Origin of the sequence: Comamonas sp., from assembly GCF_009360615.1 — a bacterium.
Taxonomy (GTDB): domain Bacteria; phylum Pseudomonadota; class Gammaproteobacteria; order Burkholderiales; family Burkholderiaceae_C; genus Comamonas.
In genome coordinates, this window is record NZ_SPEY01000028.1 from 1 (window position 1) to 25,752 (window position 25,752).

At 58.0% G+C, this 25,752-nt stretch carries 24 protein-coding genes; 6 read left to right on the plus strand and 18 right to left on the minus strand.

Going from position 1 to position 25,752, the window contains the following annotated elements:
• The 6 genes from E2583_RS09960 to E2583_RS09985 all read left to right on the plus strand — a co-directional run.
• Positions 1 to 1,508, plus strand: a 1,508-nt coding sequence (locus E2583_RS09960; RefSeq protein WP_367158591.1) for an OB-fold nucleic acid binding domain-containing protein, incomplete at its 5' end; no start/stop codon positions are given.
• A gap of 23 nt (positions 1,509 to 1,531) precedes the next feature.
• Entirely contained in the window at positions 1,532 to 1,741 is a 210-nt protein-coding gene (locus tag E2583_RS09965) for a hypothetical protein (protein ID WP_291595348.1), read from the plus strand.
• Between the two features lie 664 nt (positions 1,742 to 2,405).
• Positions 2,406 to 6,155, plus strand: coding sequence for a hypothetical protein (locus E2583_RS09970; RefSeq protein ID WP_291595350.1), 3,750 nt, complete (start codon positions 2,406 to 2,408; stop codon positions 6,153 to 6,155).
• A 396-nt stretch (positions 6,156 to 6,551) separates the two neighbouring features.
• On the plus strand, positions 6,552 to 7,373 hold the full coding sequence (locus E2583_RS09975; RefSeq protein WP_291595351.1) for a DUF4145 domain-containing protein: 822 nt from the start codon (positions 6,552 to 6,554) through the stop codon (positions 7,371 to 7,373).
• A 90-nt stretch (positions 7,374 to 7,463) separates the two neighbouring features.
• Complete coding sequence (locus E2583_RS09980; RefSeq protein WP_291595352.1) at positions 7,464 to 8,123, plus strand: DUF4145 domain-containing protein; 660 nt, start codon at positions 7,464 to 7,466, stop codon at positions 8,121 to 8,123.
• A 465-nt stretch (positions 8,124 to 8,588) separates the two neighbouring features.
• On the plus strand, positions 8,589 to 8,828 hold the full coding sequence (locus tag E2583_RS09985; protein ID WP_291595353.1) for a hypothetical protein: 240 nt from the start codon (positions 8,589 to 8,591) through the stop codon (positions 8,826 to 8,828).
• A gap of 7 nt (positions 8,829 to 8,835) precedes the next feature.
• Here E2583_RS09985 and E2583_RS09990 read toward each other — a convergent pair whose 3' ends face one another.
• The 18 genes from E2583_RS09990 to E2583_RS10075 all read right to left on the minus strand — a co-directional run bounded on the left by E2583_RS09990 (position 8,836) and on the right by E2583_RS10075 (position 25,751).
• Positions 8,836 to 10,452 (minus strand): conjugal transfer protein TraG N-terminal domain-containing protein, encoded by a 1,617-nt coding sequence (locus E2583_RS09990; protein ID WP_291595355.1) that lies wholly within the window; start codon positions 10,450 to 10,452, stop codon positions 8,836 to 8,838.
• Between the two features lie 5 nt (positions 10,453 to 10,457).
• Positions 10,458 to 10,775, minus strand: a complete 318-nt coding sequence (locus tag E2583_RS09995; RefSeq protein WP_291595357.1) for a hypothetical protein — start codon at positions 10,773 to 10,775, stop codon at positions 10,458 to 10,460.
• Positions 10,776 to 10,870: 95 nt separating this feature from the next.
• A complete protein-coding gene (locus E2583_RS10000) occupies positions 10,871 to 12,253 on the minus strand; it encodes an integrating conjugative element protein (protein ID WP_291595359.1) in 1,383 nt (460 codons plus the stop codon).
• A gap of 20 nt (positions 12,254 to 12,273) precedes the next feature.
• On the minus strand, positions 12,274 to 13,503 hold the full coding sequence (locus E2583_RS10005) for a TraU family protein (RefSeq protein WP_291595617.1): 1,230 nt from the start codon (positions 13,501 to 13,503) through the stop codon (positions 12,274 to 12,276).
• A 62-nt stretch (positions 13,504 to 13,565) separates the two neighbouring features.
• Complete coding sequence (locus tag E2583_RS10010; RefSeq protein WP_019042344.1) at positions 13,566 to 14,012, minus strand: TIGR03757 family integrating conjugative element protein; 447 nt, start codon at positions 14,010 to 14,012, stop codon at positions 13,566 to 13,568.
• Positions 14,009 to 16,858: a conjugative transfer ATPase gene (locus tag E2583_RS10015; protein WP_291595367.1), complete on the minus strand. Its 2,850-nt coding sequence runs from the start codon at positions 16,856 to 16,858 to the stop codon at positions 14,009 to 14,011. Before E2583_RS10015 ends, E2583_RS10010 begins: the two co-directional genes overlap by 4 nt.
• Complete coding sequence (locus tag E2583_RS10020) at positions 16,855 to 17,340, minus strand: TIGR03751 family conjugal transfer lipoprotein (protein WP_291595369.1); 486 nt, start codon at positions 17,338 to 17,340, stop codon at positions 16,855 to 16,857. Before E2583_RS10020 ends, E2583_RS10015 begins: the two co-directional genes overlap by 4 nt.
• Positions 17,327 to 18,745, minus strand: a complete 1,419-nt coding sequence (locus tag E2583_RS10025) for a TIGR03752 family integrating conjugative element protein (protein WP_291595371.1) — start codon at positions 18,743 to 18,745, stop codon at positions 17,327 to 17,329. Before E2583_RS10025 ends, E2583_RS10020 begins: the two co-directional genes overlap by 14 nt.
• Positions 18,746 to 18,752: 7 nt before the next feature.
• On the minus strand, positions 18,753 to 19,634 hold the full coding sequence (locus E2583_RS10030; protein WP_291595373.1) for a TIGR03749 family integrating conjugative element protein: 882 nt from the start codon (positions 19,632 to 19,634) through the stop codon (positions 18,753 to 18,755).
• Positions 19,635 to 19,846: 212 nt separating this feature from the next.
• A complete protein-coding gene (locus tag E2583_RS10035) occupies positions 19,847 to 20,587 on the minus strand; it encodes a PFL_4703 family integrating conjugative element protein (RefSeq protein WP_291595375.1) in 741 nt (246 codons plus the stop codon).
• Positions 20,587 to 21,015, minus strand: coding sequence for a TIGR03750 family conjugal transfer protein (locus tag E2583_RS10040; RefSeq protein ID WP_291595377.1), 429 nt, complete (start codon positions 21,013 to 21,015; stop codon positions 20,587 to 20,589). Before E2583_RS10040 ends, E2583_RS10035 begins: the two co-directional genes overlap by 1 nt.
• Before the next feature lies 1 nt (position 21,016).
• Positions 21,017 to 21,400, minus strand: coding sequence for a TIGR03745 family integrating conjugative element membrane protein (locus E2583_RS10045; protein WP_291595379.1), 384 nt, complete (start codon positions 21,398 to 21,400; stop codon positions 21,017 to 21,019).
• A 29-nt stretch (positions 21,401 to 21,429) separates the two neighbouring features.
• A complete protein-coding gene (locus E2583_RS10050; RefSeq protein ID WP_291595380.1) occupies positions 21,430 to 21,672 on the minus strand; it encodes a DUF3262 family protein in 243 nt (80 codons plus the stop codon).
• 18 nt (positions 21,673 to 21,690) lie between these two features.
• Positions 21,691 to 22,032: an RAQPRD family integrative conjugative element protein gene (locus tag E2583_RS10055; protein WP_291595381.1), complete on the minus strand. Its 342-nt coding sequence runs from the start codon at positions 22,030 to 22,032 to the stop codon at positions 21,691 to 21,693.
• Positions 22,029 to 22,805, minus strand: a complete 777-nt coding sequence (locus tag E2583_RS10060; protein WP_291595383.1) for a TIGR03747 family integrating conjugative element membrane protein — start codon at positions 22,803 to 22,805, stop codon at positions 22,029 to 22,031. The genes E2583_RS10055 and E2583_RS10060 overlap by 4 nt, the downstream gene beginning before the upstream one ends.
• Positions 22,802 to 25,033, minus strand: coding sequence for a type IV conjugative transfer system coupling protein TraD (gene traD / locus E2583_RS10065; RefSeq protein WP_291595619.1), 2,232 nt, complete (start codon positions 25,031 to 25,033; stop codon positions 22,802 to 22,804). Before traD ends, E2583_RS10060 begins: the two co-directional genes overlap by 4 nt.
• A gap of 11 nt (positions 25,034 to 25,044) precedes the next feature.
• Positions 25,045 to 25,215 carry a hypothetical protein gene (locus tag E2583_RS10070; protein ID WP_291595385.1) on the minus strand — a complete coding sequence of 57 codons (171 nt, stop codon included), beginning with the start codon at positions 25,213 to 25,215 and terminating at the stop codon, positions 25,045 to 25,047.
• Positions 25,212 to 25,751: a PFL_4695 family integrating conjugative element protein gene (locus tag E2583_RS10075; RefSeq protein WP_291595387.1), complete on the minus strand. Its 540-nt coding sequence runs from the start codon at positions 25,749 to 25,751 to the stop codon at positions 25,212 to 25,214. The genes E2583_RS10070 and E2583_RS10075 overlap by 4 nt, the downstream gene beginning before the upstream one ends.
• Position 25,752 lies beyond the last annotated feature (1 nt).

Sequence of the window (25,752 nt, forward strand, 5' to 3'; positions counted from 1 at the left end):
TGTTGGCCCTGGGTATGCTGTCGGCCATCCGCCGAGCATTGGAGTTCATCAGTCGGCGCCGTGGGTTCAATTTTTCGATGCAGGACATTCCTGCAGAAGACAAGGCCACCTACGACATGATTTGCAGGGCCGACACGGTTGGCGTGTTCCAGATCGAGAGCCGTGCGCAGATGACGATGCTGCCACGCTTAAAACCCAGGCGCTTCTACGACCTGGTGATTGAGGTGGCCATCGTGAGGCCTGGCCCGATTCAGGGTGGCATGGTGCACCCGTATTTGCGCCGACGCCAGGGCATCGACCCCGTGAGCTACCCGAGCGAGGCGCTGAAAGAGGCGCTGGGCCGAACGCTCGGTGTGCCGGTGTTCCAGGAACAGGTCATGCAGGTGGCCATGCTCGCGGCCGGTTTCACTGCAGGAGAGGCCGATGGCTTGCGCCGCGCCATGGCAGCCTGGAAGCGCAAAGGCGGGCTGGAGAAGTACTACGACAAAATTGTTCAGGGCATGACCGCACGGGGCTATGAGCGAGAGTTTGCCGAACAGATTTTTGAGCAGATCAAGGGTTTCAGCGAGTATGGGTTCCCTGAAAGCCACGCGGCCAGCTTCGCTCTGCTGGTCTATGCCAGCTGCTGGATCAAGCGCCATGAGCCTGCCGCCTTCCTTGCGGCCATGCTCAACAGTCAGCCGCTGGGGTTTTATTCCGCCAGCCAGCTGGTCCAGGACGCACGCCGGCACGGCGTCGAAGTACGGCCCGTCGACGTGATGCACAGCGAGGTGGACTGCACGATCGAAGACATCGACACCAAACCAGCTGTACGCCTGGGCCTGCGCCTTGTCTCCAGCCTGCGCAGCAGCAGCGCGCAGCGCATTGCGGAGGAGCGTCATCGAGCACCGTTCGACACCGCTGAGCAACTTGCCATGCGTGTGCGTCTACAGCAGCACGAGATGAAGGTTCTAGCCGCTGCGGGTGCCCTGGCCACGCTATCTGGGCACCGTCGCCAACAAGTGTGGGATGCGGCAGCCATGCACGCCGCGCCCGAGCTGCTGGAGGTGGCCACTGTGGGCGAAGCTTTCCTTGAACTGCCGGCAGCGCCGGAAGGAGAGGAGGTGCTATGGGACTTCGCTTCGACAGGCCTGACGCTGCGTAGTCACCCCATGCGCCTTCTGCGACCGCGGCTAAACAAACACAAGCTCAAGACTTCCAGGCAACTGCGCACTGTCGTCAGCGGCGAGCGGGTGCGTACTGCCGGCATTGTGACGCTGCGGCAGCAACCGAGCACGGCCAACGGCACGGTATTCGTCTCGCTGGAAGACGAGGAGGGCAGCACACAGGTCATTGTCTGGCGCGACGTGCGGGATGAGCAGCGTCAGGTGCTACTGGGGTCGCGCCTTCTGGCAGTCGAAGGGCGTTGGCAGCGGCAAGGCCAAGTGTGCAACCTGATCGCTGAGCGCCTGGCTGACCTATCCCACCTCTTGGGCCGTCTTTCCACCGAGAGCCGAGAATTTAAATGAGGATCGGGCATGATTGGCGACCTATGAAATTCAAAGCAAATGCAAGCGAAATCGTGCCATCAGCTGTACTTCGCTACGGAACCTGGTTGGGTTACTTAGAAAATATGGATCTGCCTTTTACACCGGAAAACTACAAAATTACTCAAGTAGCAGATGACCGTTGGAGCGTCACCGATCTAGCTGGCAAGCAGGTCTACCTCGGTATTGGGCCTGTGGAGCTGGTGGCGGCCTAGACGCAATTTTGGTTGAACTGACCACCTGCGCCGGTTGCTGCTGACTAGGCTGCTGGTCGTGACCGACTGAGTTCGGCCAGGAGCCGTCATTGGTGAAAGGCGGCTTCCTGGAAATCTTCGCACACAAAGCAAATTCATCTCCCTCGGAGACTACCGGTACTGCCTTGATGGCAGCCCAAGGTCTAGTGTATTCGTCACCGAACGTATCTGGGCGACGCCACCATCATGGGCCGCCTCATGCACCGCTGCAGCATGCTGGAGTGCGAGGGCAAGAGCTAGCGACTCAAGAATATTGCCGCACGCATCGTCAGTAGCACTGAAACGTAATCATCCGGCTGTCAATTGAAGTGACCATCGAGTGCCGGACAGACCCATTACCCACCAACAGCTTCACGAAGACCTGAGCAGCGCTGGCATCCTTAAGCTGTCCGACGAGGGTAACATCAGCGAGGGGCAGTTTTCACTCAGCAAAGCACTGATGTAGCCATCATGGATGCCTTTTAAGCTCACCTGAAGATGAGTTCGCAAACGCTTGTCCCACCGAGAAGGGCTGCGCGACATTCTTTTGGGACCTGCAGAGTTGTAGGGGGGCTGCGGTCCCGAGGAGCGACGGAATGAGTAAGCAGCAAGCACGTTGTTTCGTGCATTGAGAGGGAGGAAAGAGATGCGATGGATTACGGCTCTAAATCTGCAGCAGTGGGCGGACACGCTTGCAGCTCGAAATGTTTTCCCAGGAATGGTCGCCGACTTGATTCGTTCTTCCGCAAGAGACATCTCGAACATCAGGTTCCCCAACGGTGACAAAGGGCAGGTGCGCGGATTTGACGGCTTACTGGAGGCTGCTGGTGTTCCTCCCTACGTGCCAGATGGCCAATCAATTTGGGAGTTCGGCGTCAATGCCGGTGCCGCAGCCAAGGCCGAGTCCGACTTCGAGAAGAGGACCAAGGAAGTCGACAGGGAAAAGCGCATGCAGACGTCCTTCGTCTTTGTGTCTCCGCGGACTTGGGACAACCCGAAGAAAAAGCTGGCTGACTGGGTAGACGACAAGAAGAAGCTAGGTGAGTGGAAAGACGTTCTTTACCTCGACGGCGCTATGGTCGAGGACTGGTTTTGCAGTGCTCCCGCGGTGGCAGCTAGGTACGCCAAGTATGAGTTGAAATGTTTTCCATCGGCTGGCGTTAGAAGCACAGACGAGTTCTGGGATGAATACTCCACTAGGTTTGGTCCGCAACTTGTGGAAGCAGTGCTCTTAGCTGGGCGATTGCAGCAGGCCGAGGAACTCGTTCGAAAGCTCAGCGAGGGCGTCAGCAAATTGCCTTACGCGGCCGATTCACCTGACGAGGTGATTGCTTTCGCGGTTGCTGCGATTCGTAGTGCCCCGACTGATATCCGCTTCTTCCTTGAGGCAAGGACTCTTGTTGTAGACACCGAGGAGGCTGCCCGTCAAATTGCGGATTCGTCAGGGTTGTCATTTCTCCCTCGCTCGCAGGCACGTCAGTTGGCCGGTCTCCTTGCCCAAAAGGGTCCGACAGTGGTCAGCGCGGGAGCAGATGACAAGAAGCATGGCCATGAGGTGCTACGCCGTCCATCGAGCACTGACCTCGGGCACGCACTCGAAGGCATGGGGTTCAATTCCAAGGATGCCTATGCGATGGCCCGAAGTTGTGGACGCAGCTTGGCTGTGCTTGCGCGTCGAATTCCGAGTGGTACTGCGCCTAAACCGGAATGGGTAGACAAGGGCGAGATGCTCTTGCCAGCCTTGCTTGCTGGTGCTTGGAGTGTGAGGAACCAATCTGACCAAGAGGTTATCCGTTGCCTTGCTTCGGAGAGGAACTATGCAGTTTGTGAAGCACCACTTCGGCATCTCGCGAAAATGCAAGACCCACCTATTGACTACGTCACGGACGTTTGGGCGCTTCGTGCCTCTGTTGATGCTTTCGTGAATCTGGGTCACCTCATTGGGGAAGAGCATCTTGAAAGGTTCTCGGAAGCTGCAAATGCTGTGTTTGGGAAGGCTATTGAACCGCCAAAGGCGGATGAGGTCTACAGGCCCGCAGAGCAGAGAGGCGCTGACACACATAGCGGTTGGTTGCGCGACGGGATGATGAATACCCTGCTGCATATGGCAGTCCTTCATGAGCAAGCCGAGTTTGTAGTTCCGGGCAGCACTCCTCAGGACTATGTCAATCGCATTGTTCGAGGCCTTCCTGGCCTTTCACGAGACCACCGACTACTGGTAAGTCTGCAAGACCAGATGGCACTACTGGCGGAGGCCGCTCCCATCCCTTTCCTTGAAGCCCTCGAGCGTCTGCTCGAGGGCGACGCCATGGCTATCCGGCCAATCTTTGACGAACACAAGGGGCTAATTGGGTCCCACGCGTACTACTACGGTGTTCTTTGGGGCCTTGAGGTTATTGCTTGGGACCCGCAGCTCCTCCTGCGTGCATCAGTCTGCCTCGCCAAGCTGGCCAAGATTGACCCCGGTGGTGCCGTTTCAAATAGACCCATCAATAGCCTAAGAGAAATCTTCCTGCCTTGGGCTCCGAACACAGGTGCCAAGCTCGCACAGCGCAAGGGGGTCTTGGCTCACATCTTGAATGCAGTGCCGGAGGTTGCCTGGGACCTATTGGTCAAACTTCTTCCTCAGTCACATGACCATTCAGACTCTACGCAGGCTCCAGTCTTTCGTGAGTTCGATGAGGCGGAGGTTCTCACATACGCTGTCGTCTGGGATGCTCAAAACTTTGTTGTCGAACAAGCAATCGTGCGTGCGGGAACCGAACCAAGTAGATGGATGACGCTCATAGATGCGATGAGTCAGTTTCCAAAGGATGGGTTCGAAAAAATGGTTGCGGGATTGGAGCTGGTGCTGGGGAGTTCTGCCGGTGAGGCACGATTCACTGTTTGGGATGCACTTCGGAAGGAAGTTAACAAGCATCGAGCGTACGCTGGAACTGACTGGGCAGTTTCGGAGGAGGCATTGGCCCGCCTTGACCCCCTGCTCGCCCGATTTGCCCCTCAAAGTGCGGTCGAGAAGTCCACCTGGCTGTTTGATGACTGGATGCCGGCTGTGCCTGGCAAGGTTGACTCTGACGACCCCACTGAGGCGATTGATGCGGCCCGGCACGAAGCGGTCTCGGACGTGATGAGTGAGTCAGGCATACAAGGGCTGATTGAGCTGGCACAGCAGTCAAAGCTACCGCAGCTTGTTGCTCAGGTCGCGAGGAGACTTGAGTTTGGTTTCGATGAGCTTGGGCAGTTCTTCATACAGGTCCTGCGATCAGCTCCGAACATCGATGTCGTTGCCGGTTCTGTAATGGCAGAGGGCGCTACTCGATTCACGGGGCAATGGACTCACTTCGCACGTGAGACTTTTTTCCACGAGCGGGTGGCGCCTGAGCGGGTGGCCCGAATCCTCACAGCGCTGGACGAATCGATTCAAACTTGGAACTATGTGCAGGAATATGGTCGAGAGGTGAATGATGCTTATTGGCGTTTGAAGCACTCGTACTTTGTAAGTGTAGGTACTGATGATTTGCTCTTTGGAGTTCAGCGCTATCTTGAGTATGGGCGTCCTCTTGCCGCACTGGATGCTGCAACACGCAGATTGAGTGAGTTACCAACGACGCTGCTTGTGCAGCTACTTGACGGAGCAGTGCCAGAGCTCAATGCGTCAGCACGGGGCGGTGGGAACCTCAATATTTACAACATTGAGCATGCCTTTGATGAACTCCGCAAGCGGGGCGACATCGCCCCTGACGACATAGCTGCACTTGAGTTCAGGTACCTGCCGGTCTTTAATTTGCGTCGGCAGCCGCTCGTCCTCCACACTCTTTTGGTGCAGCGGCCTCATATGTTCATGGACGCGATTTGCGCAGTGTTCAAACCGGCGAATCGGGAGCCAGAGCCGGTGCCAGAGGGGGCCGACAAGCTCGCAGTGGCCGCGTACGGACTTTTGAAGGGCTTGCAGGTGCTTCCTGGGCAAAACGGCGCAGAGGTCGATTACGCTGAACTTTTGGCTTGGTGCCAAGCGGTTCGACAGATTGCGGTTGAAGTCGACCGCGCAAAGATTACGGACCAACGGATTGGCGCCCTGCTCGCACATGCGCCTTCCAGCCAAGTCGACGGAGCTTGGCCTCACGAGGCCGTTCGGGCCGTCATTGAACATCTCGCGTCTGAGGAAGTGGAGCGGGGGCTTGCCATTGAGCGATTCAACATGCGGGGAGCATACAGTAAGTCTATTGGTGAGGGGGGGCAGCAGGAGCGGGTGCTTGCAAAACAGTGCCAAGACTGGGCCACAGCGATGCCAGCATCGCCGCGAACCTCGGCCATGCTGATGGGTATGGCCGAACGCTGGCTGCGAGACGCCGAGCGGGAGGACCAGTCGGCTGCGAAGGAATCGCTCCGCTGGTGAGGGCTGCACTCGGGCGATCAAGCTGCCTGCGGCTGTCCGGAGAAGTCTACGCAGCGCCCGTTGATGAGGCGCTCATATACGCGCGTTGGATTGCAAAGCGTTTGCTCGCGGAGTTGCATCGTTCAGCTAGCTCTGCGTTAAGCACCCGCTTTCAGGCAGCAATTCAGGTCAGACGGGAGTCCGCTCCGGGTCGTTCTGCGACAGTCGCATACCGGCCAAGAGCAGTCACTCGATCATTAGTCTTTGACCCTCATGTAAGGCTGTGGACTTGAAATTGTTAGGTTTGCCTAAAAAGCTATCGTTCACTTTGTTACCATCATTGCTGTGACAAATTTTTGTTATCCGAGCGACAACAGCGTTTGGTTTGTCGTCTAAATCTAGTTAGGCATCAACATCATGCGCATGGGAAGAGTCTTGCTTTTGGTCAGCTTGACGCACTTTGTGGCGATGGCCGGGTACGCCTCCGAAGGTGAGGCCGAGTGCAAGAGTGCCAGACCCAACAAGATCACAATTCCGCGGTCAAAACCCACTGAGCCACCGGTAGGCGAGATCACTGTTTATTGCGGATCGCAAACCACAACACAAATAGTTCCATTTGGATCGACAGACAAGAACCCAAAGGACGATCTCGAAACACCGATCTCTTGGGCAAAATTGCTGGACGCATTCTTCAAACTGCTTACCAGTTTTGCCTGGCCTTTGGCTGCGATTTGGATTTCCTACATCTTTCGCGCCGAGCTTCGCTCTCTTTTAGGGCGCATGTCCACTTTCAAATATAAAGAAATGGAAGCAAAGTTCGAGCGAGACATTGCTACTGCTAAAGCTCAATCGAGTCGCCTTGAACCAAACAAAACCAAGATTTGGAATGATGCGACGCTCAGCGGGGTACTAACAACTTACGAATTGTTCCAGCGTATAGCTGCAACCTCTCCAAGAGCAGCAATCATCGAGTATTGGATAGACCTTGAAGCTGCCATATCGGCTGCAGCGAAGAAAGCAAAGATCGAGGAACGTTCATTAACCAAGAGAGTCGCTGCGCTTATTGAGGCTGGACATATTGAGGCAGATGCCATGCCGTTGTTCTTGAAGCTTAGGGATATTCGAAACCAAGCAACTCACCTTTCGGAATTCAGTATTTCTGTCGAAGATGCTCTGGCCTATTTGGACAGCGTCTTACGGCTTGGAAACGAGTTTAGGCACTATGCGGTTGATGCCTAACCCTACAGTCGAGCGAGCCTGCGCAAAAAGCCGCGCAGGCCGCTCACTTCCACTTTTCGACGCGGCTTAATTCAGGTGCCAACTGACCATATGAGCGATTTATACAAACAACGTTTTTCTGAAGTGCATGCACAAATGGAGTCACTCCTCGCAACTCAGAAGAATGTTCACAACGAATTTCTCGGCCGCAACCAGCTCGAGATAGAGAGCACTGCCTTGCTTGAATGGAAGATTAAGGCAAAGAATTTGCTTAATAAGGCTTGCGGAGTGGAGTCGGAGCACTATCAGGCCTTTGACAAAAACGAAAGTTCGGGCGTCTACGGAAGTAATCTTGGCACTCTTCAGCGGCTAAAATCCATCTTTATGGCCGCACGTGAAGACTACGAAGGAGGCTATCTCAGGTCTACGAGGTCATTGATTCAAGCGGAAGTCTTTGATTCCGAATTGGAACAAGCACAAGCTTTACTCGATGCTGGCTACAAATCACCTTCTGCAGTCGTAGCTGGTGTTGTCTTAGAGACATCACTACGCGAGCTGTGCGATCGACATAGCATCCCGCACGGCAAGCTTGACAAAATGAATGCCGACCTTGCAAAAGAAGGTGTGTTCAACAAGCTTCAACAGAAGCGCATCACGGCCATCGCCGACGTTCGAAATTCAGCAGCACACGGCAAACCCGATGAGTTTAGCGAGGCCGACGTGAGTGACATGATTCGCGACATAACTCGCTTTGTTGCTGAGCACCTGTGAAATGCGATTTTCGAAATGCAGGGGCAACGGCACGTCGACGCATCACAGCCACCTGACTGGTCGTTCAACAGGGATGTCAATTCTTCGACTTGGATGAACTAACCATTAGGTGGAGCGGTCGCCGTCGCCGCTCCTGTGCCCGCGCCGCTCGCCGTAATTTGAATGTCTGATTTGGTTCGTTCTGAGACGGTCGCCCACCGGCCTATGCTGCCGCTGGTGAGCTCAAAGCGGAATGGAGCTCAACGATCGCCCGCACTAGCAGCCTAAAGGCAAGCTTTACGCTGCGGCGGGAATACGTTACCATATGACGCACTTGCGCTGTAATAGCCAAGATTTTGACTCGCCAAGTATGTGATCTGCTTGGCGCACATCCAGAAGGATGTGGAGGCCACTCAATTTGGGTCGTGTGCGATGCACGATCGCACAGGGAGCCACGAAGATCTATTTCACTTCGATGGAGTCCCTATGCTCAAACTCTTTACCGCACTCATCGGCCTGCTTTGGCAAGTCCTGCTGATCCTTGCCAGTCTAGTGCTTGGATCGCTCTGGAACGCTGCTTGGGCCTTCTTCACATCATCCAATACCTCTGATGAGGAAGACACTCCCATGATTTCCTCTGCCTACGATGCTTATACTGCATTTGACAAAGGGCAGATAAGCATGGCGGATCTTCAATATTGGTGCCAACAAGAAGAAGACCTTTAACTAGCTGTCAACGTTTTAACCGAACGCTTGAACCCTTACCAGCTGAATCGGAGAGGCTGCCTGCCTTGTTAATGCTAGAGGTTTCAAAGCCAAGCCGATAGCCTATCCACGCCATCATGGAACTCCAGATGAGTGGAAGTGCAATGAACATCATTGCCAATAATGTGTTAAGAATCATACGCTTGTATAGTTGCGGCTGACCTGAGCTCACGCTTTGCGTAATCTCTTGCATCAATGCAGATCCGGTCAAACCTGGGTACATGGCATCGATTAAGTGGGCGTCAAGCCATCGGGCCACATACCACATGACGGCCCAAAACTTGACCGTGAATATTGCTAATCCACCGACCACCATCACTTTTAAATCGTAGCAACTAATCACTACGATCAACGGCAGGAACATATACAACGCCATCAGTACAAGTGCTTGGAGCATGGGAAGCATATTCAACAATGGGGCCATGCCGAGTGAGGATTCAAATGCCTGTTTACCAACTCCGATGGTGCTAATCCCCCCTGTGACAGTACGCCACGCGTTCGTGCCCTTGCCATAGTCATCGCCCAGCATCTTGTCAGGACTAACAAATGTCGGGTTGGCCTTCTCAAAGGCTAGCTTTGCCATGGCATCCTTGGCCTCATCTGTCGAACTAAACGTGATAGTGTTTTGGGCGACTTGCAAGAGACTCCGCCATGTCGAGGTGTTGCTGGTGAGGCGCTCTCGCACTCCTCCTGTAGCACCGTCAGCTTCCCACCATTGCTTGCAGGTTGGGCGCCCCCAGTCCGGGTTCATAAAGCCCTGATCCGAAGCGCCACCCTGCATGTATTCGCTGTCGCGATTGAAGTCGATGCTCCAGCCAGGCACCGGGTTATATGAGCGCATCACGTCATAGAAACCGGGCTCTGTTCGGAAAAACTGGCTGCCTACCCAGTCCACGTCCGTGGGGCCATAGCTGCTTCCCTCAGCAAGAATGCCTCGGCCGTTGACAGAGATTTGGTTCTTGTCCATCGAGAAATACTGGCTACGTGCCGGCACAAAGCACTCGCTGTAGAAGCGCTGCACATCGTGCAACAGAGCCGGATCTTCAATGGTGGCCATCCTGGCAAGATCTGCCACGACGCGCAGATCACGTTCTGCGCTGCCAACTCCTGATCGAAACGCACCATTGATGCCCGAAGACAGCCCCATTACGCTGTACCACCACAGGGGGACATAGGACAGGTTTCCTGAGCGCCCAAATGAGCCATTCACAGCATCAGCCATGGCGCGGTCGTAGCCTGAGTTTGTACCGCCTTGTGTCGACACCACCTGGGGCTCAGACCCGTCCGCTGCACGTTCCGGTTTGTAGCTCAGATTGATGTTGTGAAGCGAAGTGAACGGCGTGGTCGCAAAGCACAGGGCCATGACCAACAGCGCAGTAATCAGCTTAGTCTGCACCGACTCAATGAGAGCCAGAACACCATTAAAGCCAGCTCCTTCTTCTTTGGCACTGTGCCAGGCGCTAAACACAATGAGCGCGAAGGGGAGCGCGGCCAGCCCTGTGCCCGTGAGGATCTCGCCGAGAAGGTTGGCGAATGCCCATCCGTACAGGGTGGTAAAAAGTTCAAGGTAGCTATCGAGCTGCATATTGGTCAGGAGATAAGGCCCAGGATGAACCGGGCAATGTTGCCCGCGCCTATCGGGACGAGTGCGAGATAGATGGCCATTGCACCTGCAGCACGCCAGCGTAGTCCCAGCACGGCGCGCAGCTCGTGCTTGGCCACGTAGCCGTGTTTGAACCCCAACGCCACGATGGTGCGCCAGCTGGCAATCACCCAACAGCACAGGCCGACCTGTATGAGTGCGCCGAGTTGAGCTCCTCTCCGAAACCAGGCGGCGACTGAGACGACATGAGCCGGCTGCAGCTTGAGAAGCCAGGTCAGCAACGTGCCGCCAATCAACAGGATCAAGGCGCTGTAAAGAAGCCAAGGTAGCCAACGACGCAGCCGTCCCTTAGGTTTTGGAAGAGGCTCCAACACCTCCGTAGCTTGTTCGCTAGATGGGCTCATCTTGTGCTCACCCGTCCGTCGATCAGCGGCGAAGGATCTGCGCGCGTGCCGCCCTGAACATCCATCGAAGCGGCTCCAGCCTGTTGCTGATTGCCCATGATCGACAAGGCTGTCTCGCCGGTCATTTCTTTGCGTATGCGGAACTCGAACATCATGTCGTTGATGTACTGAGTCAGGCGGTCAATCTTCGTCTGCACCTCGGATCTAACGGGAGCAGCGCCCGTGGCCTCCGGCAGGCTCATACCCGAGATCAGCGCGTTTCTGGCAATCAAAGCCTTGTCGATGGTCTTGTAGACCGCAACCTCTTGAGCAAGTCGATTGATGGCCACCGACCGCATGTCTGTCGGCAGCTTCCGCACCGCGTCCATCAGCTGCGGGCTCACCGCCATGCCGGGCGCGCTGACCTTGGCCAAGTCGGCATGGCTGCTCGAAGTGCTAGATCCCAGATTTCGCATAGTCGGCAGCACTTCGTCGAGCTCGCGTTCAAACTTCGGTGCAAGGCCAGTCGCCGTCGAGGTGATGGTGGGGCTCGGGCAATCGGAGCCTTGGGTGCACATATAGATTTTCTGATCGCCAAGGACTTCGGCACTCCAGCGAGCCAGGTCGTCCGGGGTCTTGAAGGCCTGGACCAGGCGCGTCGATGCCAGCGAGGAGCTGCCATAGTTCGCCGTCGACAGGGAGTTGGCTGCCTTGTTGATCGTGACGTTGTAGCCGGCGACGGCCAGGTCGCGGATTGGCTGGATAGGCGGGGTCCCAGCACCACCGGCTCGGCTGCCAAATACCCATGGCAATCCGGCACGCTGGCCCGCCTCGTTTTTGTTGATATCGAGCTTGGCATTAACCACGCTGCCGCCCGTATTGGCCTTGACTTTCCAGGCATCGCCCTTGGCCAGGGCTATGTACTCCTCATACGGGTCCTGGCCGTTCTTAATCATCGCCTCCATGTCCTCACAGGTCTTCAGCGATGCAGAGACCAGCAGATCCGCCTTCTGGCTAAAGTTTTGGAAGAGCTGATAAAGGCCTGGCTGCGCGCGCTGGAGGAAATACAGCGGCAGGGCCGAGATGCCGGCTTGCACGGCCCCTGTAATCGTTGCACCCAGGTTCTGGATGCTATTCATGAGATCCGACCAGGAGAGCCCGATGTCAAACTTCCCACAGGAATAGTTCGCGCGGACGCCGGCACCCAACTGCATCGATAAGGCGCTGCGATGGGCGGCAGCGCTGATCGGCGAGCCCCCGCCCATACGATAGTAGAGGCCCGACGAGGTAATCGTCTGGGCGGCCGCAGGTGTCACGACCGAGGGAGCCAGCACGCAGGCCAAGGTCACGGCAGAGCAGATCCGCTTGAAGCGCAGAGAAGAGGAGTGTGCGTTTGTCATAGTGAAATTGGAGTGGGAGGTCAGGGCACGGAATAGAGGTACACGCCACGACGCCGGCAGCAGGTGTACTTTTGCCAAAGGTTCCAGGCGTAGCCGTCATCGGAGCTGGTGGCTCCGTCCCCGAAGGAGGTCAGTGACAGTGAGTCGTTTTGGCCAAATTGCTGGCACCCCGACCAAGCCTGCGGATACAACATCTGCCATTTGCGCTTCTCGCCATAGTTGAAGTAGCGATAGCCCCCAGAGGGCTGGACGCGCGAGTAGATGTGAGGCTGAGCTTCCTTGTAGATGATCGAGGCGACACGCTCAGCCAGCACTGCAGAAGCTTTCACGGGGTGCGACTGGATGATTTCTCCGGTACGTGGGTACAGGTTCCCCCAGGTCTGCGTATAGCCCGAGCCGATCTCGCCCAGTCCGGGTACCCAGGCCTGCGGATAGATCATTTCCACTGGCACGATGCCGCGCCAGAAAGGCGCATCGAGCTCGCTTTGGAAATGCAGGTTGAAATAGCTGGCTCCGCCAGGGCAGAAGAGTGCGCCCCCGGTGCTGCCAGAGAGAATTTCGGAGAGCTGCTGCAGGCCGGCGATGCCTGCCTGGATCTGCTGCACAGTCTCGGCGATCTCCATCACCTGCTTCACACCCTCAATGGTCTTGAGAATCGTTCCAAGGCTGGCCAGCAATGATTCCGAGCTCAACAGACCTTTGGCATCAGACGCCACAGTTTCTGCAATGCTGGCAGGCACTTGGGTCCACTGGCGCCCAATGTTGGGTAGCTCCTTCGAGGGGAACTTGGCCAACTCGCTAACCGTGGGAAATGCGATGGACTTTGGCATCGTGAACATGCCGCCAGATGCGAGCATGCTCGCAAACATGCCGGCCGGATTGCCGATGGCATCGGCCCCCTTGAAGTTCGCCATAGCCGAATTGCTGTCCAGCCCGCCGGCGGACGAGTCCAGCAGTCGTCCCGTTAAGGCAGATCCAGCAGTGGTCAGCGTGGTGGCCACGACCGTGCCGATGTCGGTCCAAGGGTGGCGCAGCGGCTCGTTGTATGTGCTGACCACCACGTCTGGCACATAGTGGGAGATCTTGATCGATGTCCGAATCCAGCATCCGGTCCAGCCGCAGCTCAAGAAAAAGCACACGCCCTCGACGGAGTACGACACGCAAGACAAGGCAGCCTTTGCCGTATTCGCGATGATCGCGGGGGTGGTGGTACCGGCTATCGTGGTGGCCGGTGTCAGCACGGTGCACATCGACGTGGTGCAGATGGCCGCGACGAGGCGGCGCAGATTGCGATTGAGGGAGGGGAGCTTTTTCATCGGGAAGGCCTCTGCTGAGCCGCGGCGAACAGTTCGATGGCGCGGTCCACATCCGCAACTCCATAAATGACTTTGGCGCGATTGATGACGATGGCCGGGAGCCGGTCCAATCGGTACTGGACGGCCAGCGTCATGCCGGAAGCCGCATTGGTGATCTGGTCCTTGTAACGGCGGCGGATCTCGGCCTCGTGCTGACGCATATAGGCCATGGCGTCGGCTTCGTTCTTGGGCAGCCCTGCATTGAGCTGCTGCTCAAGCTGAGCCATGGCGTCCACGCGATAGACCTTGAGCACATAGCCAGGCTGGCGAAACGGCGGCCGTACCACCGTGGCCGAATTGGCGAAGACCTCCACGGTTGTCACCGAAGGGCCGATAGAGCCTTGGGCCAGCGCGCCATGAGCGCAAAGAAGCAGCACCAGGGCAGTGAGGGAGGACCGCATCATGCGCGCGCCTCCTGCAGGCGTGCCGCCACGCGGTAGGCCGCTTGAACCTCGGTGCAACCATGCTCGTCCATGAGACGGCGGCGCTCGGCCTTCTCGTGGCCCTCGGTCATTGCCAGCGCGATTGGCAACGCCGGTGGCACGTTTCGGAACAGCCACTGATTGTTCGCGCTGATGAGCACACCTTCGGTGTACTTCGCCGGCTCCTTGACGGCAGACTCCATCATGTGGCGTTGCTCAGGTGTGAGCGATCGAAAGCGCGCGATCTCCTCGATCTCGTTTTTGTCCATGGTCAGCAACATCCAGAACTCGCACATGGACAGCACGCGGGACATGCTGCCAGGGAAGTCCTTCAAGTTTTGCGTGGCCAGCCAGAACCAGGCATTGAGCTTTCGCCACATCTTGGTGCCCTTGGCCACCTTCGGGCCAAGCAGCTCGTTGGTGGTAATCAAGTGCCCTTCATCGGTCAGCATGATGAGGGGGCGATCCTCATGCTGAGCGGCCTCTGCGCGCGACTGCACCGAGTCCAGCAGGCTCGTGTAGGCCAGAGCAAGCGCATCCTCATAGCCGTCTTTGGTCAGTGTGCCCATTTCCACGAGGGTCACATCGGCATCGGGCCAGTCCTGACCCAGGCGGTTGAAGAGCTTGCCGCGCAGGCCCGTCGTGAAGCTCATCATCGAATGGCCCATCTCTTCGGCGCGCGCGCGGCGGTGTTCCGACAGAGATACGTCCTTGACCATGGCCGTCAGCTCCAGGGCAACGTCTTGTGTCAGAGGATGGGGCTTGCCTTCCTTGGATACGCGCACTGCGGCTCGAATAATGGCTCTGGTGACCAGATAGCGGTCGGCGCGCGTCATTCGTTTGAGCTCGGCGTCTTCGCCACCCGTAATCATCATGATGGCCGAGATGAGCATCTCGCCCAGGTAGTCGCGCTTCTCTTCGTCCGAGTCATCGTCGGCGTCAGCCGGCTCCATCACTTCATTGACCGACTCCATCAGTCGTTCGGCACCGACGAGCTCAGCCTCCTCTTCGGTGGGAATACCCGCTCCAGCGCCGAAGTAGTCCTCCGCAGCCTTGAAGGACTCCATGATCTCCACGTCCTGCAGCAGCTCGCTGGCGTATACGAATGGAGGCAGTGATACATCAGTGTCACCGCTCAGGTTGACGCGATACACGCTCAAGCCTTTGGTGGCCATGTCCTTGACCATCAGATCGAAGGACTTGCCTGCATCCGCGATCACCAGGCGTGGGCGGTGGATGGCCATGACCAACATGGACAGGTAACTCAACGTCGCCGACTTGCCCGCTCCTGTGGGGCCGAACACCACCATATGGGCGTTCTTCTTGCGGTCGATCTTGTTGAGCGGGTCGATCCACAATGGCTCGCCGCCCCGATTCCAGAACCAAAAGCCGGGATTGGCCGTGCCGCGTGAGCGCCCATAGACCGGCAAAATGGCTGCGATCAGGCTCGCAAACGTCAGGCGCGACCGCCGCATGCTGCGAAGGTCGAACGTGGGATCGAATGCGAATGGCAATGCACGCAGGAAGGCGTCATGCGGCACCAGGTCCTCTCGGGATTCGATAAAACGCATCCCGGTCGGCGTCAGCTGGGCATTGACCTCGGAAACAGCCGCATCCAGATCCGCATGGGTCTTACCGCTCAGGTACAGCCCCATGAACATCGGATACAGCTTGTCCCCGGTGGCCATGTGCTGGAGCACTTGCTCCGACTCTCTATGGGTCTCCTGCGCCACGGCGTTTTGAGCACGGGAGGCCTTTTTGATGTCCTCGACGTGGCGCTCGACCTGGTATTGGGCAGCAATCGTCACCGTCACGGACAGCATCGAGCCAGGCGGCAGCCGGTCAAACCGCGCATAGGCTTCGTTCCCGATCCGGCTTTCTGCGGAGAAGTGCCCTATGCTAGGGTGAGCACGAAGGTTCTGCAGCGTGAGGAACTTCACCGGCTGGCCATCGAATTCGAAGCAGCCTTGTTCCTGGTTGCACGAGGGCTCAGACAGGTTTAGCGACTCGGAAAAGTCCCAGTCATAGATGCCCTCTGGAGCCACATCACCCGGATAGGGCGCGCCGCGGAACAGCTCGGCGCCCGTGCTGGCCCAGGGCACATTACGGTTGAAGAATGGAAGCATCCACTCGTAGAAGTCCTTGCCGTTGGCACGCCGCGCCGTCACGCCGGCTTCGTTCAGCGTGGCCAGCAAGGTGGTGGCCACAGCCTCCATCTGCTGCTCGGCCATGCGGCGCTCATTGACCAAGTCATCAAACTGGCGATAGATGCAGCAGCGAACCCGCCGCTGCTGGCCACGCCAGGTCTGGCCCGTCACCAAGGTGTCGGTAAACAGCCCCTGCTCTCGGGAAACCTGCGACAGGTGACTGCGAAACTCCTTCAGCACGGACTGCGTGTATTCCGAGTCGATGATGGCCTGCGCGCGCTTGGCGTCCTTGTGCTGGGACAGGATGTAGTCGTGAAGGTATTGGTTAAGCCCGTCGATGTTTCGGTCATCGCTCAGGAAGAACTGCACCACCCAAGGCGAAGAGTCGACCTCGGGAATCGCCTGAATGGCCTCTTGAATCTTGCGGCAGTGCTCCTGCAGGTACTCCAGCGGCTGCGCCTCCGTAGCGACAGCGCCCAGCTCGAACAGCGCGCCCAAGGTCTTGCCGTCGCGCATCACAAAGTTGCGGTCTTTGGGTGAAAACTTGATCCAAGGCAGCAGCTCGGTGAAGGAGGGCGGACGGGCGGCCATCTGCTTGCGGTCGGCGGCCGTCATGAGCCGGCGCTTGTGCTTGCTTTTGGTACCACCAGACAGGCCCAGCATTTCCAGCAATCCGCTCATTGGCCGGCCTCCCGAGCAGTGCGGCCGCGTGAGAATGCGGCGCGGCCTTGTTGCAGCTCTTCGGCCACCTCACCGGGCATGGCGTACTCCGTTGACTCATACATTGGGAAAACCGTGACATAGCCAGGCACGGGGTAGCGGCCCTTGGCCAGGTGGGGATAGACCACCATGACCAGATCCGGGTTGGGTACGCGTGCAAAGCGCTGTTGCATAGGCTCCAGGGCCGACCAGTAACGCTGCGTCATTTCGTCGCCGCGCGCGATCGGGCGCGCACTCGACGCACGCTCCAGGCGGTCCCGCGCCGTCTCACGAGAGGAAGCCGCCGACTGCGGGGGCTGAAACTTGCCCCGATACACATCCACCAAGGTCGGACTACCAGCCGTAGCCTCCTTGAGCGGAGACTCGCGCGACCCAATAGCCGTGCAACCAGCCAGTAGCGCGGGAAGCACGATGGCAAGAAGAAGGGTGTTATTCGAGGCCATAGCGGGCTCCAGACAGGACATTGGGGGACTGCGTGCGATGCACGATCTTTCTTGGGTTGGCGGGCTTGTCGATTTCGATCTGGCGGTCCAGATGCACGACCAACTGCTGGCCAGCTGGCGTAACAACCGCATCAAACGAGCTCTTAAGACGCTCGGTCAGCCAGCGCACCAGCTCATCGGTGGCTCCTGAGCCCATACGGCCCAGTGCGAAGCTGCCGGCGTTACCAGTGATCGAGGAGGTGGTGCCATTGCTGCTGGCCATGGTGGTGGTCTGGGCTTGCGCCAAGGCCTCGGCGGCCACACCCAAGCCCTTGGCACCGATGATGTCGGTCAAGTAGGCCGGCGCATTGGTCACGAACTTGCCTTGAATGCAGGGGTTGCCGTACAGATCGCTGATAAATCCCAGGTCTGTGGACCCATTGGTAGCTATGGATGTGACGCCAGTACCTGCCTGGGTCTGCGGCGCACGACGCGCCGACACCGTATGGATCGCACCATCGTTGAACACGAAGGTCATGCTGCGGATCTTTCCCTCGGTGCACGACAGCGCCATATCGCCTACGGCCACGCCGGTAACGATCATCCCGGCAAGGTCTTCGGGCGACTCCCATCCGTTGGCGGCCAAGTTGTCGCGCCCGACCATGGCTTTGAATTGCATGGGGTCCGTCACACGGCCATTGACCGGCACACGGCCGATCAAACTGGTCATCGCGGTGACGCCCGCCAGCGTGGAGTTCTCCGGCAGCGTGAAATAAGCCACGGGTTGCGGCTTCGTGGCCGCCTGAGTGGCCTGAGCAGCTTGTGCGGCCTGGGCCGCGCTGACCGCACTGGGCATGGATTGCGTGCCGTCCGGAGCTACTCGCACATAGCGCGTAACCATCTTCCCTTGATGCTGAGTTGTCTCGGTGGTGTAGCCCATGGGCGGAACCACCTTGTAGGCGGTACTGCCACCGGACAAGCCTAGATCCTGGGAGCCACCAACGGGACGATGACCTCCGCCTGCGCCATTCGAGCCAAGCCCAGTAACAGAGTCGATGGCGTCGCCAATGGGCTTAAAGACATCGACTGGGGCTGGATCTGTGTCATTGCTGGTACCACCGACAGCACCAGCAGAAGAGGTGCCTGTAGGTGCACCTTTCTCCAAGCGCTCCAGGCGCTTGCTGAAATCCTGGTTAGCACGAAGCACGTCCTGAATATCTGCTCGCAGATCCTTGTTGGCCGCGACCACTGTGGCCAGCGTCTCGCTGGGCGTGTCCTCATCTGCGCCTGCCGTTTTGGGCAGGGGGGCCGCTGCCATGGGCGCAGCGGTCGGTGCATTGTTCTGGCGCATGACGATGACCGAGCCGACGATGACGAAGGCCACGATGACAAGAACAGGGGTGAGTTTGTTGCTTTTCACTGCCATGGGTGCCTCACAGACAAGACTCGAAAGTGCGATCGCACACCAGGTAGACCGCCGTGGTGTCGGTGTCTGTACCGGCAGCACCGATCCGGCCATGCTGGGCCGTGGCCGAGAGCCAGCGCCCGCGCAAGCTCTCCAAGGGCAGCTCCAGGGCAAAGCGCGAGCGGTTGGTGACGCGCACCGCAGTCACATACAGGTTTCCCGACTTCCACTGGCCTACGGGCGCAGCGTCCACGGCAGCGCCACGGAACAGTGTCGGCACGGGTTCGGTTCCTACGCCAACCTGGCTCACACCTGGCGTACCACCAGCCAAGCGTCGAGGTGCGTAGAGCTGCCGGGCAGCATGTCGAGTGAGCTGCACCATGTCCGCAGCAACGCTCTCTTGCTGTTGAGACTGGCCACCAGACAAAGCAGCTCCACCAGTGGGGTTCGGCACAGTCGCGGGCTCGATCACAGAAACCTGCAGCTCGCCTTTAGCGGACTGCGTGGACACGACCTTGCCCTTGGAGTCTTTGGCGTCTGGAGCGGCTACCGCAATCAGATCCATCGGAATCTGCTGGCCGCTATCCACCAGCTCGGCAATGATTCGGATCGCCGTGAATGGCACGAGCGCAGTGACATAGATCGTGCCTGCGATCGTCTCGATACGCGCCACGCTATCCATGTCACTGGGCATGCGTAGCAACGCATCGGCGGGCAGGGTGACAAGTCGCTCTTGGCCGACCGTCAGGTTCACCCGGACTGGCTCACGCGCAAACACAGCACGCTCGGCGGGGCCGGAAGTCAAAGGAGCTGGGCCAACGCGGCGTAGAGACGCTTCGGCAGCTGCGCGCCTGGCGGAACCTACCGCTGTATTCGCCAGCGGTGCGGGCACGCTAACGCCTGCCACCATGCGCCCGCCTGTTGGGGCGCGTCCTACATTGGCTCCAGCAGCTGGTGTTGCAGCTGCTGCACCCGTTTGGCCCAGGTCAATAGGCTCATTGAACTCGGGCGTCTCGGTACTGCCAGCAAGCGATTCGACCTGCTGAGCAGCAACGCTGCCATGCAGAAGCTGCAGGGCGACCAGGAGGCAGATCGAAAGAGAACGACGTTGGATCATGTGGATCAATCGACAGAGGTGTCACGAGGCAGGCTCGAAGGGGCAATAGTTCCGGGCAGACGCGGTGCTTTCAGGTCCGCTTGAACCGGCGCGCCAGGCTTGAGCTCCGCAGGATTGAGGCGCGCGGGCTGGCTACTGCCGAAGCAATCCAAGCCTAGACGCCATGGGTTGCGCTCACGGTCCACATCGAAGCGCACCACGCGCAGCGGGTACCGAATGAATACGTCCTTGACCGGCTGCCCTGCGAAGGTCTCCTGAACCTGCATGTCCAGCAGCACCGTCCAGGCATCCGAGCCTTCACGGATCACGCGGTTTTCGCTGTACGGGAATCCGGGGATCTCGCTGATCTGGCGAGTACGGCGGCGCAACTCGCCTTTGGCATGACGCTGCTGCATATCGGTTTGCAGTTGCGCCTGGCAGCGAGGCGTCAAATAGAACTGCATCGCATAGATCTGCTTGCCATAGTCTTGAGAGCCATCGCTTTGCCAGCGATTAATCTGCTGCCAGATGTAGTACGCAAAACCGTAGGCATTTGTAGACGGCACTGGAGACTGCCCATCAATAACCCGTATCGTGTCACCCGCCTTAATATCTGGCGCGACGTGCAAGTCGATATTCTTTGGAACGCGCGAAGCGAACCACATGCCAGCCACTGCCAGCCCTACAATGCCAAATATGATTTTCGTAAGCTTCGCGTTATGGCTGCGCTCGGACGCAAGTGCGTCCAGATAATCACCACTGCTCATTATTTTGTTTCCGATAATTTGGCTTCGGCCTTGATCGAGTTCATGCGATAGCTGCAACCCAATTGCATTCGGCCGTCATGGACCAGAAATTTTGGTTTTGCTAACTTGTGCGACACGAGAATGAAATGCATCCAATGAAGGTAATAGCCTTCAGGGCGGTTTCGCTTGACCTCTTGCAGATACAGTGAAGAATACCAAAGCACCATGAACGGAACGACAACGCACAAAATGGGCGCTGCTATCCAGAATCCAGTGCTAAAAGCCACCACAGCGCCAATAAACAGGCTGACGGCGAAAGACACGCCCCCAATATATCCAGCCTCGCTAGCCGCCATTCCATTGATAATTGGCGGCTCGGAATTGACGCGATCTGTCAGCGGCGCGTGGACAGGCGCCTTTCCTTGGGGGCGAGGGTCGTGCGCAGCCATGTTAGGCCAAAGATTGGGCTGCGTAGTTGACCATCAAAATCACCAAGCTGATGATGATCACACTGACAATTACAAACTCCTTGAGGTCACCCAGCTGGATTTTGCCCGCTGTGTAATCGCGGTAGCGTTGCAAAGATGCGGTAACAACGAACAGAAAGGCAATTGCAGCTAACACCAAGCCCAGAATAGTCATTCCGAGTTTGAAATATGCGCCCATCTGCCCAAGAATGTCACCTTCTTGTGTGGTTCCGCCGCCGATACTTCCACCTGCTGGAGGTTGAATCGTCGGCAGAGCGCTAAATGCGGGGCAGGTTGCAAGCAACACAACCGGAGCCAATGCAATGGATGCAATACCGGATTTGATTTTCTTAAAGTTCTTCTTCATTATTTCCCCTTTTGATTGATAGATTTGATTTACAAGATCACTGATCCAAGCACGCCTGTTACTAGCAAAACGGTAATGGCGATACCGACGCATGCGCGCATGGCTTCGGGTGCATTTAGTTCTCCGTCGCCATAGGCCTTTAATACCAGCGTTCCGAGCCATGCACCAACAGAAAACACCATCGCAAACACCACGACAAAAAGCAGGTACTTCAAGTTCTGAGCATTGAAGCCAGCCCCTTGCATAAATCCCGCTGCCATTTCCGAATTCATGGTCGAGCCCAGGCTGGCTTATTGCCGATAGTCGCCACGTAAAGGAGCGACTGGGCGAGGTTGTCGAGGTGCATCCACATGGTTTGTCACGCCCGCGCGCAGCAGCTCCAGGTCACGCTGCAGCCAGTCATAACGGAACTTCACACGCTGGCCAGTCGGCGCTGCCTTTTCTGCGTCTGCGACCATGAGCTGAACCTGCTCTATCTCACCCGCGATGCGTGCCAGGCGCTCGCGCTCCAACTCGTCGTCGGCCACATCAGCCCAGGCCGATGCGGTAGTGGCAAGCACCCCAATGACCAGAACTGCAAATAGCGAATGCCGAGAGCGTTTCATCAATATCTCCTTCAAAATCAATGTCATGCGTATTTCTTGAATGCGCCTACCGTTGTCGATAGGGTGAATGCCACAAGCACGGTAAATACCAGCACCATGTAGGCCGGATTGAAGCCGCCGAATGGCCAGGACAAATACAAGCCAAAGCCGCCTGTAAGCGCCCAGCCCACATAGCGCTTGGAGTGGTGGTAGACGAACGAGGACTCGCGGCCGCCTTGCCAGCGCCGTCGGTCCCGGCGCACCAGGCCGTCGATCACTCCCATCAGGCAGGCAAGGGCAAATGCAGGTAGGGCGAAAACTGCAGTGCAGAGGCGCAGCAGAACGTCCTGCAGGACAAACATGCTGATGACCACCCATTCGCTGAGCATGTGGATGAACGACGCACCAGCCTTGGCCAACCCTTTGAGTTGAGGCTGCACGCTTTGACCCAGAAAGCTAGGCAGTGCGGCATCTGCACCAGCCTGCTGGGCGGCCAAGTTGCGCTGATACCAGCGCAGCGCGCCAAGACGCTCGTAGGGCATACGAACCCACTTCACGATGCGCAGCGAAAAGTCCACGGTGTCCGGCACCAGCAGACTGCGTGGAGCGGCTGCGATATAGCGCAGGTCCTGCTGCACCATCTCCTGGGCATGGCGGAAGCCCTGGCCACGCCAGAAGAAATAGCCACCGCCGATTTCAATCACCAGACCGATGAGCCACGAGGACACTGTCACGCTGAATAGTCCATAACCAACCAACACGGCCACACCCACTGGGCCGTGTGTGCTTGGCTTTCTGGCGGGCGAGTTCGGAGCCGTCATGAGTGCGGTCCCATCACGTTGCCGGCTACGGCGGACGAAGTTGCGCCTGCCATGGCGTAGCCAGGCATATCGTCATCAAAGGCAGAGGCGAGATCCGTGTCGATCAACCCACCTGCACCAGCGCCCAAGGGCTGTGTACTGAGCCAGTCGGTTTCTGCGGCCCACGTCTCACTCGTGCGATAGCGGCGCTTCATGTCCTCAGCAACCGCCTTGAGCGAAGCTGGGATGAACGGGTCGTCCTTGGTATCAGCCAGAGGAATACGAATCTTGTGGCAGCGATTGCCTTCCAGCAGCGCAAACGCTTGACCCTGTGGCAATGAGAGAACATCAGAAGGCTCGATCAGCGGTGCCTTCGACTTGTTCGCTATGTCGTTGTTCTGGCTAGTGAAATCGACGCCATTGCCCTGGGCAGCCGTATCCGACACGCCCGATACCGGCGTAAGCACCGTCACATTGACCTGTGGCACCTGGTCAGTCAGGAGGCTCGCGGTCGCCTTGCTGCGCACCCGCAGCATGCAAAGGTGGTTGAAGTTGTCGAGGATCTGGCCAGCCTTGGCCTTGTCACCCACCTTTGCCTCGATGTCGAACATCGACTGGGTGTACGCCGTGATCCGAAAGCCAGAGCCACCCAGCTTGTTCACCATGGGAACGAACTCGGGGCCGGCAATCTCGTTGACCTCATCGAAATGGCAGCACACAGTCGGCAGCTGCAGCTTGCCGTCGCCGTGTGGGTCGAGGCCTGTCTTGTAGAGCTTGCCGCCGGTCGAAACGAGATCGGACAGCATCGAGTTGCCCACGGCAGACGAAACCACGGAGTCAGACAAGGCATCCAGTCCGGCGTACACAATGCCGCCTTGGCGGAACACTGTCATCCAGTCGAAGATTGGGCGCTTGTCGTTCGGGTCGAAGTAGTCAGGGCTGATGAGCTTGCCCACGGCACCCGATGTGAGCTTTTCGAGGAATGGCCCCAGACTGGCAATGATCTTTTCGTAGAACGAACGCTCGTAGCTGAATGCGGCTGCTAGGCCGACCAGTACCTTGTCGTCCAGTCGTGCTTCCTTGATGAGCAGATACATCGCCACCTGATCGGGCGAACGATCCTGCAGGCTCCTAGGTACTGGAGCCTTCTTTGCCGCAATGGCTCGCTCCAACTCCACCAGACGGTCCTGATAGCTGCCGAAGCGCTGCGGATGGTCGATCGCCAGCTTACGGAACGTCATGCCCGCGTAGTCCATGAAAAGCGGGTCGATGCCCGTCACATCCTTGAGTAGCGTCTCGTAGGTCGGAATACGACCGAGTGCCACTTGGGCCTGGGCCACGATGTTGGTGAATCGCCAGCTAAATTCCTTGAAAGCTGCCGAGTTCCCAGAGGAGGGCAGAGCATTGGTGGCACGGCCAGCGACTTCGGTAATGCGCGCGAAGTTTCCGATGCCGTTGTAGCGCGCTGAGATATCCGGGTAACCCAGATGGAACATATAAAACTGATCCTGGCGCCCAGCTCGCCGCGCCTCAGCGTGCATGCGCAGCATCAGTTCAGCATCACCCTTTGGATCGATGACGATCACCACGTGGCCGGCATGAATGTCCTGAGAGCACAGAAGCTCCAAGAGGCGCGTCTTGCCCACGCGAGTCGTGCCCATCACCAGCAAGTGGCCGGAGCGCGAGCCTTGGCGCAACACCACTGGCTTTTCGTCCTGCACTCCCACGCCATGAAGCACAGGGTTGCCGCCCAGGTCCACGCCCGTGGCGAAGGGGTTGGCGGTACCGCCCACATCGAGCGCTCGCTCCAGTACCCTGGCCAGGAGGCTGTCGGTCTTGGCCTCGGCCCACTTGCGCATCCTCTCGCCTGTGGCGGCGAGCTTGAGCTCGGTTGGCGAGGCCTTCACGAAGCGCTGAACATTTGTCTCGCGCGCGTCCAGCAAGCGCTGGGTGTGCAACTGCGTCCACTCAAAGCCCTCGCCAAGGTAGAGATGCTCCTTGAGATTGACCGGTAGCTTGTGGGGGGCCAAGCGCGTCATCTTGGTGAACTTCAGCCCACGTTGATAGCTATAGACCTGAAAGGCCTGGCGCGCACGCACGCAACCGAAGCCGGCAGCGATTGCGCCCGAGACTGCGCCCAGCGAGTGGGGCATCATCAGCGCCCATGGTGCGCCTGCGGCCACTCCAGCAATACCAAAACCTGTGACAGCGCTCAAAGCTTCGACTGGCGGCCTCAGCACGCCTTCCATGGTCCCGTCGCTCACTGCATGTCCTCCATCTGGAACATGCCGTGATGGCTTGGAACATTTTGGGACTGCGCCGCCACAAAAGGCGTTCCAAGCAGGCCCAGCTCAGCGCGCAACAGCCGAGCATTGGCGCATGCTTTCACCGCGCCTTCCAATCCGATATGTAGCAGGCCGAGTTCCCTCATGGAGCCACTCCAAACGTGCGCTGAGGCAGGATCTGGTAGGCGTGGCCATTGCTGTGCACCAGCAGGGGAAAAACTGGCGTACCCTTAGCGACCAACGTGTCTGCGAGGAATGCCCCTGTATCAGGAGCCAATTGCAAGGGGCTGGCCACTTGCTGCAGCAGCTTGAATGCGGCTGGCGTTGCTGCCTGCACCACAATGCCGACAGCATTGAGCTGTATCAGCTTCTTGTGATTGAAGGCTACCCAGCGCAAAGACGCGTCGTCCGCGCCGATCACGAACATGGGCTGAGTCAGCCATTGGCCATTGAAGACCTGAATGCCATCTTGCTTGAGCACACCGCCGCGCAATTGGCTGCGAAACGGGAAACGCAGGCCATCGAGCACATTCGCCTCATCTGTGCCGCCCACGATCTGGGCCACATAGGGCGCCAGCGGCACAGACTTGCCGCTGTCGTGGATCATCTCCAGCTCCACGCCGGCCAGGGCCGGCGCGCTGCAAGCGAATCCAAGGGCGAAGATGGCGAACAGGCGGCGCATA